At 73.4% G+C, this 15838-nt stretch carries 2 protein-coding genes; both read left to right on the top strand.

The genetic code is table 11. The annotated features are described in order from the left end of the window. The first annotated feature begins 31 nt into the window (after positions 1-31). Positions 32-1819, top strand: coding sequence for a fatty acyl-AMP ligase (locus ADL12_RS36640; RefSeq protein ID WP_062710766.1), 1788 nt, complete (start codon positions 32-34; stop codon positions 1817-1819). Positions 1820-1882: 63 nt separating this feature from the next. Continuing rightward, positions 1883-15784 carry a type I polyketide synthase gene (locus tag ADL12_RS36635; RefSeq protein ID WP_062710763.1) on the top strand — a complete coding sequence of 4634 codons (13902 nt, stop codon included), beginning with the start codon at positions 1883-1885 and terminating at the stop codon, positions 15782-15784. The last annotated feature ends 54 nt before the right edge of the window (positions 15785-15838 follow it).

The following is a 15838-nucleotide window of genomic DNA, read 5'->3' as shown; positions in this document are numbered from 1 at the left end:
CCCACCGATCCAGACAGGTGAGACTCGCCACATGGTTCGTTCCCTGGTCGATCTGCTGACCACGCACGCCGCGCATCATCCCGACCGAACTGCCTACCGGTACCTCGTCACCGGCGACTGCGACGGCGAGATCCAGGAGATCTCGTACGGCCGTCTCGCCGAACGGGCCCGGTCCGTCGCGGCCTGGCTGCAGGAGCGCGGACTCGCCGGCAGCCGCGCCATGCTGCTCTACCCGCCCGGCCCGGAGTTCATCTGCGGCTACCTCGGCTGCCTCGCGGCCGGCGTCGTCGCCGTACCGGGTGTCCCACCGCAAGGCCGTGCGCAGAACCACCGTGCCCTGACCCGGATGAAGCGGCTCATCGCCGATGCCGACGCCAAGGTGATCCTGGGCGGCCGCGAGGTGATCACGGCCCTGTCCGGCATGGTGGAGCACCTGCCCGACCTGGCCGACGTCACCCTCGTCGTCACCGAGGACATCCCCGACGAGGCGGCCGCCTCCTGGCGCGAGCCGGACCTCACCGCCGACTCGGTCGCCTTCCTCCAGTACACCTCCGGCTCCACCTCCGCCCCGCGCGGCGTCATGGTCACCCACGGGAACCTGCTGGACAACGAGCGGGTCATCACCGAGCGCATGGGCCACACGCCGGACACCATCGCGGAGTACGGGCACGAGATGTTCGTCAGCTGGCTGCCCGTCTACCACGACATGGGTCTCATAGGTCCCGTCCTCAACACGGTCTACCTGGGCGTGACCGCCACCCTCTTCTCCCCGCTGCACTTCCTCCAGCAGCCCCGACGCTGGCTGACCGCGATCGACCGCTACCGCCCGCACACGAGCGGCGGCCCCAACTTCGCCTACGAGCTCTGCCTCAAGCACACCGGCCCCGAACCCCTCGACGACCTCGACCTCAGCAGCTGGAAGGTCGCCTTCAACGGCGCCGAACCGGTCCGGGCCGCCACCCTGCGACGCTTCACCGAGACCTTCGCCCCGGCCGGCTTCCGCCGCGAGGCCCTCTACCCCTGCTACGGCCTGGCCGAGGCCACCTTGATGGTCACCGGCAGCACGGTCACCACCCCGCCCACGCTGCTCCGGGCCTCTGAAACGGGCCCGCACGCCGGACAGGCCGACGCGGCGGCCGTCAGCTCCGGACGCCCCGGCCCCGACGTCACCGTCACCATCGCCGACCCCGAACAGCGTGAGGAACTGCCCGAGGGCGAGATCGGCGAGATCTGGGTGCGCGGCGCGAGCGTCGCCAAGGGCTACTGGCGCAACGTCCTCGCCACCCGAGAGACCTTCCGCGCCATCCTGACCGGCCACGAAGGCCGCTTCCTGCGCACCGGCGACCTCGGATTCCTGCGCGACGGCGAGCTGTTCGTCACCGGCCGCCTCAAGGACCTCATCGTCATCGACGGACGCAACCACTACCCGCAGGACCTGGAACTGACCGCCGAGATGTCCCACCCGGCCCTGCGCCCCGGCTGCACCGCCGCGTTCTCCGTCGACGGGGGAGACGGCGACGGGGGACGCGGCGACGGGGCAGACGCGGGAGCCGGGTCGGATGCGGGCGCGGGCGCGATCGGCGAACAGGCCGTCCTCGTCGCCGAGATCGCTCCCGACGCGGCAGGCGAGGCGGAGAAGATCACCGACGTCGTCCGCAGTGCGATCGGCGAGGCCCACGGCCTGTCGGTGCGTGACGTCGTCCTGGTCCGGCCGGGCACCATCCCCAAGACGTCCAGCGGCAAGATCCAGCGCCACGCCTCCCGGGCGGCCTACCTGGGCGGCACCCTCGCCGTGATCGACGCGCCCGCCCTGAGCTGACACCGCCCGGTCCACCGTCGTACGGCCACACCCCTGCCCGAATCCACGAGGACACCTGTCTACATGCCTGCGCACGAGTCCCCGAAGCAGTCCCCCGAGCCGTCCCTCACGACCTCCGAGGGCGTGCGGGCCTGGCTGGAGTCGGCCGTCGCCGAGGCGGCCGGGCTCGCCCCGACGGCCGTCGACCCGGACCGGCCGATCGCCGAACTCGGACTGGGATCACGGCAGTTGGTGACGCTGGCCGCCGAGCTGTCCGCGCTGACCGGCCGGGCCCTGGACCCGTCCCTGGTCTTCAACCACCCGACCATCGCGGCGCTCGCCGAGGCGGTGTTCGACGAGGCGGTCTTCGGTGACGCGGTCTTCGGTGGCGCGCCCGCTCGTACCCCGGCAGCGGTTCCGGCTCCGGACGGCACGCCCGCGCGGGCCGACGACGACATCGCGATCATCTCCATGGCCTGCCGCCTCCCGGGCGGGGCCGACGACCCCGAGGCGCTGTGGCGGCTGCTCGAGGCCGGCGAGGACGCCATCACCGAGGTACCGGCGGGCCGTTGGGACACGCAAGGGCTGCAGGACCCCGACCCGGAGGCCACCGGCAAGGCCTACTCCCTGCGCGGCGGCTACCTCTCCGGCATCGACTGCTTCGACGCGAGCTTCTTCGGGATCTCACCGCGCGAGGCAGCGGCCATGGACCCACAGCAGCGGCTGCTGCTCCAGACCAGTTGGGAAGTGATCGAACGCGCCGGGATCGTCCCGGACACACTGAACGGCAGCTCCACCGGTGTCTACATCGGCCTCTACGACAGCGGATACCTGGCCTCGGCCGCCCTGGACCAGCTCGACGGGCACGTAGGCACCGGCTCGGCGTCCAGCGTGGCGTCCGGCCGTATCGCCTACACCCTCGGCCTCCAGGGGCCGGCGGTCACCGTCGACACCGCCTGTTCGTCCTCCCTGGTCGCCCTTCACCTGGCGGCGCGGGCGCTGGCGGGCGGCGAGTGCGACCTCGCCCTGGCGGGCGGCGCGACGCTGCTGGTGACGCCGCGTGGGCACGTCGAGTTCAGCAGGCTGCGCGGACTGTCGCCGTCCGGGCGGTGCAGCCCGTTCTCGGCCGACGCGGACGGCGTGGTGTGGGCCGAGGGCTGCGGCGTGGTGCTGCTGAAGCGGCTCGCGGACGCACGCCGCGACGGCGACCGGATCCTCGCGGTCGTCAAGGGTTCGGCGATCAACCAGGACGGCCGCAGCCAGGGCCTGAGCGCCCCCAACGGCCCTGCTCAGGAACGGGTGTTGCGCGCCGCCCTCGACACCGCCGGGCTCCGGCCGGACGATGTGGACCACATCGAGGCGCACGGCACGGGAACCCGGCTGGGCGACCCCATCGAGGGACGGGCTCTGGCTGCCGTCTTCGGACCGGACCGCCCCGCCGACCGGCCCCTCTGCGTGGGCTCCCTGAAGTCCAACCTCGGGCACACCCAAGCCGCCGCGGGCATCGCCGGCGTCATCAAGACCGTACTGGCCCTCCGCCACGAACGGATACCGGCGTCCCTGCACGCCGAGACCCCGACCGAGCACATCGACTGGGCGCACAGCGGTCTGCGCGTCGTCCGCGAGGCCAAGGCCTGGCCGCGGGACCCCGAGCGGGTGCGGCGCGCCGGGGTGAGCGCCTTCGGGATCAGCGGCACGAACGCCCATGTCGTGCTGGAGGAAGCGCCCGAGGAACAGCCGCAGCCGCCCCGCGACCTCCCCGCCACGACCCTCTTCCCGCTCTCCGCCCGCACCCTCCCCGCGCTCCGGGCCCAGGCCGGCCGCCTCCTCGAAACCTTCGAGCAGCGGCCCGAGTTGCCGCTTCCGGACGTGGCGGCGACCCTGGCCCACCACCGCACCCACTTCGAGCACCGAACGGTCGTCCGGGCGAGCGACCGCGCCGAACTGCTCACCGCGCTGCGCACACTCACCGAGCCCCAGCCCGCCGACACCGACACCGACACCGACACCGACAGCGGCAGCGGCAGCGGCACCGACCTGATCGTCGGCCCTCAACAGTCCGCCCCCGCAGGCAAGTTGGCGTTCGTCTTCCCCGGGCAAGGAGCCCAGTGGGCCGGCATGGCGCGCGATCTCCTCGACCGCGACCCGGTGTTCGCCGACGAACTCGACCGCTGCGACGCTGCTCTGCGCCCGTTCACCGACTGGTCCGTGACGTCGGTCCTGCGCGGCGACCCGGGCGCCCCGGCCCTGGACCGCGTTGCCGTCGTCCAGCCGGCGCTCTTCGCCGTGATGGTGTCGCTCGCCGCCGTATGGCGGGCTCGCGGCATACGGCCGGACGCGGTCGTCGGGCACAGTCAGGGCGAGGTTGCCGCCGCGTGCGTCGCCGGGGCGCTCAGCCTCAACGACGCGGCGGCGGTGGTCGCCCTGCGCAGCCAGGCCCTGACCGAGCTGTCCGGCTCCGGCACGATGGCCGTCGTCGCCCTGCCGCACACCGAGGTCGAGGCCCTGCTCGCCGGCCACGACGGCCGGATCAGTGTCGCCGCCGTCAACAGCGGACGTTCGACCGTGATCGCCGGTGCCGTGGACGCGGTGGAGGACCTGCTCGCCGAACTCGACCGCCGACAGGTCTTCGCCCGCCGCCTCGACGTCGGCTACGCCTCCCACAGCGCCCAGGTCGAACCCGTCCGCACGGCGATCCTCGACGAACTCGACGGCGTCACGACCTACCCCACCTCCGTCGCCTGGTACTCCACGGTCACGGCCGAGCCGGTCACCGAGGAATACGAAGCCGACTACTGGTACACCAACCTGCGCGAACCCGTCCGCTTCGCGCCCACCGTCGAGCGTATGGTCGCCGACGGCTACCGCTGCTTCGTCGAACTCGGCCCGCACCCCTCCCTGCTCACCGCCCTGCACACCATCGACGAGGACCTGGTCGCGGTCGGATCCCTCCGCCGTGACGAGGACGGCCCCGCCTGCCTGGACCACTCGGCGGCCGAACTCCACGTCCACGGAAGGCAGATCGACTGGCGCCGCCTGGTCCCGCACACCACCGCCGCGGACCTGCCGACGTACGCCTGGGTCGCCCAGCGCCACTGGATCGAGCCCGCCGCCTCCGCCACCGCCCCCGGCCTCTTCGACCGCGCCGCCCACCCTTTGCTCGGCGTCCAGCTCCAGTCGGCGGACGAGACCCGCTGGACCTTCCGCAACGAATGGTCCCCGGCGACCGCCGACTGGCTGCCCGACCACACCGTCTTCGGCCGGACCGTGGTCTCGGGCACCACCCTGATGGAACTCTGCCGCGCCGCGCTCGCCGTGGCCCGCCCGGACTCCGCGGCCGACGTCACCGACCTGCTCCTCCTGTCACCCCTCACCCTGCCCGGCACCGGCACGGTCGAGGTGTCCGTGGAGGTGGTGACTGCCGGGACCGTCCCGGAGATCACGGTCCACAGCCGCCCACGCGGCCAGGAGTCCACGGACTGGACCCTGCACGCCACCGCGTCCGCCGCCGAGTCGGGTGCCCTGCCGGCCGATGAGCCTCCGACGTGGCCCGAGACGGCCGATCCGGCCTGGGGCGAGGACACCTATGAGCGCCTGACCGGCCTCGGCCTCGGCTACGGCCCGGCCTTCCAGGGCGTACGACAGGCCGTCACGGCCGGCGACGGGACTCTGTTGGCCCGCCTCTCGCTGCCTCCCGTGGCTCGCGACGCGGTCGACCCGTACCCGGTACACCCGGCGCTCCTGGACGCCGCCCTCCACGTGGCTGCCGCCCTCGACTCCGGCGACCAGCGGGTCCTGCTGCCGGTCGCGGTGGCCCGCTGCGTCCTGCCACCCGGCGGCACGACGGACCTGACCGCGTCCGTACGCCGGACCGGTGGCTCGGACACGGACCTCACCCTGGACGTCAGCCTGTGGGACGCCGACGGCTTCCCGGCGGGCCGCCTGGAGGGCGTACGCCTGCGAGCCGCGAACCCGGCCGACCTGAACAGCGGCTCGCGGAACGGGCGACACCTGTACGAGGTGGCGTGGACGGCCGTACCGGAGAAGCCGGCCGCGACACCTGGCTCCGCGTGGGCCGTGCACGGAGACGCGGCGGACTCCGCAGTAGCGGCGGCCGAGCGCGACCTGCGCGCGGCGGGCGTCCAGGTCACCGACGAGGGCGCCGACACCGTCGTACGATTCTGGCCCCGGACGACGGCTGACGCCGAACCGGCCGCCACGGTCCACGAGTTGGCGACCGCGGCCCTCGCCGATCTGCAGGCGCTGATCTCCCTCCCGCCCGACGAGGCGCCCACCCGCACCATCTGGGTCACGCGCGGCGCGATCGCTGCCGCCGACGGGGATGCCGTCCCGGGGCTCGCGCAGTCGGTGCTGTGGGGTCTGGCGCGCAGTGCCCGCACCGAACACCCGGACCTCGGACTGACCCTGCTCGACCTCGACCTCGGCCTCGACCTTGCTGCCGAAGGCGACGAGCCGCCGCTGCTCTCCGCCCTCGCACAGCCCGATGATCCGGAACTCGCCCTGCGAGACGGCGAGTTGCTCGCACCGCGCCTGATACGGGCCCGTCCCGCGCCATCCGACCGCCCCGCCCCGATCCCCACCGACGGCACCGTGCTGATCACCGGCGGCCTCGGTGCGGTAGGCCGCCACATCGCCCTGCTGCTCGCCGAGAACGGTGTCCCGCGCCTGCTGCTGACGTCCCGTCAGGGCGCCGCCGACCCCCGCGCGGCCGAAGTCACCGCCGAGCTGACCGCACTGGGCGTCGAGGTCGAGGTCGCCGCGTGCGACGTCGCCGACGCGGCGGCGGTGGCGGACGTACTGGCCCGTATCGGCGACGACCTGCCCCTGCGCGGCATCGTCCACTGCGCCGGGGTCCTCGCCGACGGCGTGGTCGCCGAGCTCGCTCCCGATGCCCTCGCGCAGGTGCTGCGCCCCAAGGTCGACGGCGCCGCCCACCTGCACCGGCTCACCGCCGGCCACCCGCTCGACCTCTTCCTCCTTGTCTCCTCGGCCGCGGGAGTCGTCGGCAACGCGGGCCAGGCCAACTATGCGGCCGCCAACGTCTTCCTCGACCAACTCGCCCACCACCGACGCGCCTCGGGGCTGCCCGGCGTGTCTGTTTCCTTCGGCGCCTGGGCGGGGGAGGGGCTCGCCGCCGAGCACGCCGACCTGGAGCGGATGGCACGCCTCGGCCACCGCGCCCTCACCGCCGACCAGGGCCGCGAGCTGACCGAGCTGTCCCTGCGGCGTGACGCCGCGCACCTGGTCGCCTGGGCGCTGGACCTGCCCCGGGTGCGAGCCGCCGCACCGACGGGCGCATTGTGGCGCTCCCTGCTCCCCGCACCCCGCCCCGACCGGGCCGGCAACCACACCGTGGCGGACCGCCTGGCCCGGCTGCCGGAACCCGAACGCGCCGCACGTGTCCTCACCCTCGTCCGCGAGGAGGCCGCCCACGCGCTCGGCCTGCGCTCGGCGGATTCCGTCCGCCCCGACCAGCCGCTGCGCGACCTCGGCATGGACTCGGTGACGGCGGTCGACCTGCGCAACCGCATCAGCGCCCGCCTCGGCACCAAACTCCCCGCCACCCTGCTCTTCGACCACCCCACGCCGACCCGCCTCGCCGAGTACCTGCTGACCGGCGCTCTGGCGACTACAGGGCGCACGAGCCACAGGGCCGCGCCCGCGCCCCCTTCGGACGAGCCGGTGGCCCTCGTCGCCATGGCCTGCCGACTGCCCGGCGGAGTGCGCGATCCGGAGGGGCTGTGGCGCCTGGTCGCGGAGGGCCGGGACGCGGTCGGCCCGTTCCCGGCGGGGCGGTGGGACGTGGAGTCGCTGTACGACCCCGACCCGGACGCCCTCGGCAAGTCCTACGCCCGCGAGGGCGGCTTCCTCGACGACATCGAGTCCTTCGACGCGGGCTTCTTCGGCATCACCCCGAAGGAGGCCGCGGCCATGGACCCGCAACAGCGACTGCTGCTGGAGACGGCCTGGGAGTCGCTGGAGCGCGCCGGAATCGTGCCCGCCGCCCTGGCCGGCAGCACCACCGGTGTGTACGTCGGCATGTTCGGCAGCGACTACCTGTCCGGCACCCGGCTCGACCAACTGGACGGCTACGTCGGCACGGGCTCCGCCCTGAGCGTCGCCTCGGGCCGACTCGCGTACACGCTGGGGCTGAACGGCCCCGCGCTGACGGTGGACACCGCGTGCTCGTCGGCGCTGGTGGCCGTGCATCTGGCGGCCCAGGCGCTGCGCGCGGGCGAGTGCGATCTGGCGCTCGCCGGCGGGGTCACCCTGATGGTCACGCCGCAGACCTTCGTCGAGTTCAGCCGACTGCGCGGCCTGTCCCCGACGGGCCGCTGCCGCTCCTTCTCCGACGCCGCCGACGGCGCCATCTGGGCGGAGGGCGCCGGCATGGTCGTACTGAAACGACTGAGCGACGCCCGGCGCGACGGCGACCGGGTGCTGGCCGTGCTGCGCGGCACCGCCGTCAATCAGGACGGCCGCAGCCAGGGCCTTTCCGCGCCGAACGGCCCCGCGCAGGAGCAAGTGATCCGCCGCGCCCTGGAGCAGTCCGGACTCCGGCCCGCCGACATCGACCACGTGGAGGCACACGGCACGGGCACGACCCTGGGCGACCCGATCGAGGCGAACGCCCTCGCGGAGGTCTTCGGCGCCTCACGCCCCGAAGGCCGCCCGCTCCACCTCGGCTCGCTGAAGTCCAACATCGGCCACGCACAGGCGGCTTCGGGCGTGCTCGGCCTGATCAAGGTCGTGCAGTCACTGCACAACGAGGCCCTCCCGCGCACCCTGCACGCCGACACACCCAGCCGTCACGTCGACTGGGCGGACAGCGGGCTGTACGTGCTGACGGAGTCGGTGCCCTGGCCTGCGTCGGCGGAGCGGGTACGGCGTGCGGGTGTGAGCGCCTTCGGGATCAGCGGAACGAACGCGCACGTGATCGTCGAGGAAGCCCGGCAGCCGGAGTCCGAGCCCGTGCCGACAAGCGAACTCCCCTCAGGGAAGCGCCTGTTCGTCCTGTCGGGCCGCAGTGAACAGGGTCTGCGTGGACAGGCCGCGGCTCTGTCCCGCCACCTTGCCGAAGCCGACAGCGCTGAGCACGCCGACGCCGCGCTCCCGGACATCGCCCACACCTTGGCCCGCCACCGCACCCACTTCGAGCGGCGGGTGGCGGTCCTCGCCGAGAACGGGGAGGAACTGCGTTCCGTACTCGGCGAGTTGGCGGCCGGGCGGGCTCCGTTGCCTCCCCTCCGGGAGGATCAGTCCGGCAAGGTCGCCTTCGTCTACGCCGGACACGGCGGGCAATGGCCCGGCATGGGCCTGGATCTGATGGCCGAGTCGGAGGCGTTCCGCGAGGAGCTGACCAGGATCGACGACGCCGTGCAGCGGCACGCCGGCTGGTCCGTGCTCAACGCGCTGCGGGCACCGGAGGAGTTCTCCCCTCTGGAGCGGACCGAGTATCTGCAGCCGACGTTGTTCGCGGTGAACGCGGCGCTGACCGCCGCCTGGCGCTCGCTCGGCATCACCCCCGACGCCGTGACCGGCCACAGCCTCGGCGAGATCGCCGCCGCGTACAGCGCGGGCGCCCTCACTCTGGACGACGCCGTGACCGTGGTGACCGGGCGCGCCCAGGCGGTCGTACCGGTCGCGGGCAAGGGCGGCATGCTGTCCCTGGACCTGCCGCGCCCCCGAGTGGAGGAACTGCTCGCGCCGTACGCCGACCGCCTGTTCGTCGCCGCCGTCAACAGCCCGCACTCCACGGCCGTCTCCGGCGACAGCGACGCACTGGCCGAGCTGCGCCGAAGCCTCGACGAGCAGGGGATCAAGGCCCGGCCGCTGTCCACGCCGTTCGCCTCGCACACCCCGCTCATGGCACCGCTCCGCGCGGAGCTGCTCGACCGCTTCTCCGGCATCCGGGGCACGCACACCCGCACCCCGCTGTACTCGACGGTGCTGGCGGAGCCCGTGCCCGGAGACCGCCTGGACTCCGCATACTGGTACGCCAACCTGAGCGAACCCGTCCGCTTCGCGGACACGATCCGGCGCATGCTGGACGACGGCCACCGCTACTTCGTCGAGCTGAGCCCGCACCCCTCGCTCGGCTCGGCCATCGAGGCGGTGGCGGCCGAAGCCGGGATCGACGGGGTGAGCGTCGGCTCGCTGCGCCGCCAACAGGGCGGGCGGGACGTACTGCTGCGCGGGCTGGGGGAGCTGTACACGGCCGGTCACACGCCCGACTGGCCGACGCTGTTCCCGGCGGGACGCCGCGTCGACCTGCCGACCTACGCCTTCGCCCGCGAACGCCACTGGCTCGCACCCGCCCCGGCCACCGCGACCGGCGCCTCACCCCTCCTCGGCACCCACGTCGAGGCCAGCGACGAAACCGACCGGCACATCTTCCAGAGCGAGGTGGACCTGCGCGACAGCCGCTTCGCCTATCTGACCGACCACCGGGTCACCGGCGAGGTGTGGCTGCCCGGCGCCGCCTTCCTCGACATGGCCCTGGAGGCCGCCTCGGCGGTGCAGGACGGCGGCGACGTACGGCTCGCCGACGTCAGGTTCGTCCAGCCGCTCCGCCTCGACGAGTCACGGCCGACACGACTGCAACTGGTCCTGCGCCCCGCCGCCGACGGCCTGAGGGACTTCACCATCGCCTCGGCACCCGCCGCCGGCGGACCGCACACACGCTGGGAACGCCACGTCGCCGGACGCATCGACGTCACCCCCACCGAACCCGCCGTCGACCCGAGCGAACCACTGGCCACCCTGCGCGCGCGCTGCACAGAGCAGGTCGACCTCCCCTCCGTCTACGGCGCCCTCGCCGCCCTCGGTATCGACTACGGCCCCGCCTTCCGAGGTCTGGAGTCGGGCCACCGCACCCGCTCCACCGCCCTCGCCCGACTGGCCGACAAGCCGGCCGCCGGCCATCTCCTCCACCCGGCCGTCCTGGACGCCGCCTTCCACACGGCCGCACTGCCCGGCAACGCGCCCCAGGGACGGGCGTTCGTCCCCGCCGGGGTCCGACGGCTCCGCCACACCGGACTGCGCACCACCCCCGCGTGGGTCACCTGCGAGCTGCGCTCCGTGTCCGGCGACACCGCGACGCTGGACCTTCGGCTGTACGACGAGAAGGACCAACTGCTCCTGGAAGCCGAGGAGTTCGAACTCGCCGCGCTCTCACCCCTGGACGGGGCACTGTTCGAGACCCGCTGGCAGCCGCGCCCGCTTGCCAACGAGCCGCCTGCGCGGGGCAGTTGGCTGATCCTGGCCGACGAGTCGGGCGTGGCCGCCGAGTTCGTCGAGCGGCTGGGCGCCTCGGTGCCGTATGTGATCGCCCGCAGGGGCGAGGAGTTCGCCGCCGAGGGACCCGGCCGCTACGTCCTCGACCCGGCCGAACCGCAGCACCTGGCCCGCCTCCTCGACGAGGCCTTCGCGAGCGAACCACCCGAGCGAATAGTCCAGTTGTCGGCACTCGACGCGCCCGCGATCGAGGACGCGCATACGGCGGAGAAGGCGGCGCGGCTGTGCTGCCTGAGCACCCTCCACCTGGTCCGCACGCTCGCCGACGGGATGCCGGGCCCGGCGCCCCGCCTCTTCGTCGTCGCGCGGGGCAGCCAGGCTGCCGGTGACACCAGTGCCACCAGTGACACCGGCGACAGTGGTGGCAGCATGCAGGTGACGAACCCCCAGCAAGCGCTCGCCTGGGGCTTCGGCCTCGCAGTGGCACAGGAGCACCCGGAACTGAGGACCACCCTGGTCGACCTCCCGCCCACGGGCGGCGCCGACGCTCTGTGGACCCAGTTGCGGCACGCCGACGACGAACGGCTCGTCGCGCTGCGCGGGTCCGGACGCCTCGTACCCCGCCTGACCCGCACCCGCCCGGACGACGGCGGTCACGGCGCCATCACCCCGGACGGCGTGTACCTGATCACCGGTGGCCTGGGCGGCCTCGGACGTGTCGTCGCCGAGCGGCTGATCGGCCGCGGCGCCCGCCGACTGGCCCTGATGAGCCGCAGTGCGCCCTCCGCGGACGCGGCGAGCTGGATACGGTCTCTCGAAGAGCGCGGCGTGACCGTGCACTTGGCACGCGCGGACGTCGCCGACCGCGACGGCCTCACCGCCGCCTTGGACGCGGTGCGGCACGAACTCGGCCCGATCACCGGCGTCGTCCACGCGGCCGGTGTCCTCGACGACGCCACGATCGCCAACCTGACCGACGAGCGCGTCCTGCGCGTCCTCGCCCCCAAGGTCCTCGGCACCACCCTGCTCACCGAACTGACCCCGGACGCCGAGGACTTGATCCTGTTCGCCTCGGCGGCCGGTCTGCTCGGCTCGGCCGGACAGAGCCCGTACTCGGCGGCCAACGCCTTCCTCGATGCCTGGGCCCACCACCTCTCCCGCACGGACCGGCGGGCGCTGAGCCTGGACTGGGGTGCCTGGTCGGGCGTGGGCATGGTGTCGGAGTCCGGCGCCCGCGAGGCCGAGACGGCCCGCTCCGGTCTGGTCGCCTTCTCCGCGCAGGACGGCGGCGAACTCTTCGACCGCGTCCTGTCCACGGCCCGCCGCCAGCTCGCCCCCCTGGCCCTGGACTGGGAGATGCTGGCCCTCGACCCCGACGCGGCCCGCACCCGCCCGATCCTGGCCGACCTGATCACCGCCCCCACGGGCACACCCGGCACGGACGACCTCGTCAAGAAGGTGTTCGCGGCGACGACCGACACCGAGCGGGCCGTACGCCTGGAGGCATACGTACGCGCCCGGGTCGGCGAGGTCTCCGGCGGCGCGGTCCAGGTCTCCGCGACCACGGCACTGAAGGAACTCGGCCTCGACTCCCTCATGCTCGTGCGGTTGCGCAACGCCTTCGCCCGCGAGCTCGGCGTCGAACTCCCCACCGCCACCGTCTTCTCGGCCGCCGACATCCGCGGCCTCGCCCAGGCCCTGGGAACGGCGCTTCCTGAACAGGAGACAACGACAGAGCAAGAGCCGGAGCACGCGACCGAGGCTCCGGCGACCGCACTGCACCCCGCGACCCGCGACGTCGTACGACTGCTCCGCAGCGCCCAGCCCGGCATGCCGGACGCGGCCCACGCCGTCGGCCTCGCCGTACGCCTCACCACGCCGACCACCCGCGAGACCCTCACCGGCATCCTCACCCGCCTCACCGCACGGCACGCGGCCCTGCGCACCGCCATCGTCACCGCCACCGAGGGCGGGCGGCAGCTGAGGGTGGACCGCGAACTGCCGGAACCGCTGCTGCGATGGACGGTCGTACCGGAAAACATCGCCTTTGAAGCCGCCGACCGGCTGCGCGAGCTCCTGGAGCCACCGTTCGACCTGGCTGTCCCGCCCCTGTGGCGTTTCGAGCTGCTCGACGGCGGTGACCGCGGCCAGATCCTCGTGTACGGCGCCCACCACGCCGTCAGCGATCTGCAGTCGCTGCTGCTGGTGGCGGGCGAGATCGACGCCGAACTGTCCGGCAACACGCTCGGCGACACCGTCACCAACCGGGACATCGACCTGCTGATCGAGGCTCAACAGACCGGCGAGCAGGGCACGAGGTCGGCCGGCGCGGGGGGCGCGGGGGACTGGCGCGAGGCGTTCCAGGGCAGCGCCCGTCTCGACCTGGCCCTGAGCCGACCTCGCCCGCAGACCCGCTCGTACCGTGCCGGCAGCGTCACCGTGTCGGTCCCCGACGGGCTCATGGACCGGATCTCGGCCGCTGCGAGCCGCCTGGCCGTGACTCCCGCCGCCTTCTGCCTCGGCACCCTGACCGTCCTGCTGGCCAGGAAGCGCGAGCGCGAACGCTTCGTCCTCGCCGTGCCCGTGGACACCCGCATCCACGCCGACGCCTACGACGCGGTGGGCTTCTTCGGCGTGCCGGTGCCGTTCCCCGCCGAGGCGAAGGCGGGGGAGCGGATCGAGGAGGTGCTGCGCCGCACCGACGGGCGGCTGGAGAGGCTGCTGGCCAAGGGCGCGATGTTCTCCGACGTGCTGCCGGTGCTGGCCCGAGAAGGCCTGTACCGGGCCAACGCGCCGTTGGTGGAGGTGTACTTCAACTACGTACGCGCCGCACGCGGGCTGACCGGCCTGGAGGTGCTGCCGGCCGGGACGGGCTACTCCGACCTCGACCTCATGATCACCATGACGCCCGACGCGGGCCGGATCCGCCTCGACCACAACCTCGACATCCTGGACGCGGCGACGGTCTCCGCGCTGGGTGAGGAGCTGCTGGGCCTGCTCGCGGAGACGGCCGGGGACCCGACGCGGCCGGTCCGTACGACGCGGACAGGACCGCTGGATAAGACGCGGTCAGGACCGGTGGATACGACGCCGACGGCAACCGAGATCCCGGAAGCGGGGCCCTCCACCACGCCGCCATCCCACACGCTCGCCCTCGCCGCCACTTTCGCCCTCGGCAACCTGCCCCTGATGTGCGAGGCGGCGGTCGACGAGTCGGTACGGGACGGCAGCGTGACGACCGTCGCGGAGGCCCCGTACCACCACGTCCTGGCGAGCCTGCGCGACCCGTCCGGCGTGTTCGCCGACCCGGCCACGACGGCGGGCGTCGTCCTCCTGCGGGCGACGGACCTGCAACGCTTCGGCCCGGTCGACGACGCACTGCTCGCCGAACTGCGCACCGCCTACCGGGCCGCACTGCGCGCGGTCGCCGAGCGCAGCCGTAAACCGCTGATCGTCGGCTTCCTGCCCGCCGTACAGGGCGAGGACCGTTTCAGCCGGTGGGAACAGGAGATCGCCGCCGAGCTGGCCGACGTGCCCGGCATCGCCGTGCTCGGCCCCGACGACTTCAGCGGCCACCACCCCGCCGAGGAGCGCTTCGACGAGCGGACCGAACGCCTGGCCCACCTCCCGTTCACCCCGCACTTCCAGGCGGCCGTGGCCCTCCGCCTCGCCGAGGTCGTCCAAGCGGTACGGCGCCCCGCGCCGAAGGTGATCGCGGTCGACGGCGACGAGACCCTGTGGGGCGGCGTGGCCGGGGAGATCGGCCCCGAGGCCGTGGACCCGACCGGCCCGCGAGGCCTGCTCGGCCGCAGGCTCCTGCAGTGGCGGGCCGCGGGCGCGCTGCTCGTGCTGGTCAGCAACAACGACGAGGACACCGTCCGCGCTGTACTGGACCGCCCGGACAGCCCCCTGAAGGCCGAGCACTTCAGCGTGCTCTCCGCCGCCTGGGGCCCGAAACCGGCTCGCCTCGCCGACGCGGCACGCACGCTCAACCTCGGCCTGGACAGCTTCCTGTTCCTCGACGACAACCCCGCCGAGATCGCCAAGATGCGCGCCGCGTTGCCGCAGGTGCTGTCGGTGACCTGCCCGTCGGCGACCGAACTGCCCGCGTTCCTGGGCCGGTTGTGGCCCTTGGTCCCGGCGGCGGCGACGGCCGAGGACGCGCTGCGAGCGCGGTTCTACGAGGAAGAGCGGGAGCGGGACGCCGCCCGCGAACAGGCCGGCTTCGAGGAGTTCCTGGACGGGCTGGAACTGGAGGTCGACATCCGGGCCCTGTCCGACGCCGATGTGCAGCGCGCCGAGCAACTCGTCCGCCGCACCAACCAGTTCACCCTCCGCGCCCGCTCCACCGACGGCGGCGACGTCGCCCGGTGGCGGGAACATGGTGAAGTCTGGACGGCTGCGGCCCGCGACCGCTTCGGCGACTACGGCCAGATCGGCCTCCTCGCCCTGCGCCACGAGGGCGACCGACTCGACGTCCTGGCCTGGCTGATGAGCTGCCGCGCACTCGGCCGGGGCGTCGAGGAACGCCTCCTGCAATGGCTGGCCGGCCGCGCCGAGGAACTGGACTGCGCCAAGGTCCGCCTGACCGCGGAACGCACCCCGCGCAACGCCCCTGCCCGCCGGCTGCTGTCGGCACTGGGCGGCGGCGATCAGGACGACGAACGGCTGGAGGCCGTGGTCACACCGGAGCAGCTGCGGACGTTCCGCTCCTGGCGACGGCCATGACGGGGACGGGGGCGGCAGGGATGAAAGGGCAGGGCAACACCGTGAAGGGCTCTC

Origin of the sequence: Streptomyces regalis (assembly GCF_001509475.1) — a bacterium.
Classification (GTDB): domain Bacteria; phylum Actinomycetota; class Actinomycetes; order Streptomycetales; family Streptomycetaceae; genus Streptomyces; species Streptomyces regalis.
Note: the sequence above shows the minus strand (reverse complement) of the source record. Positions and strands in the feature narration are given on the sequence as shown.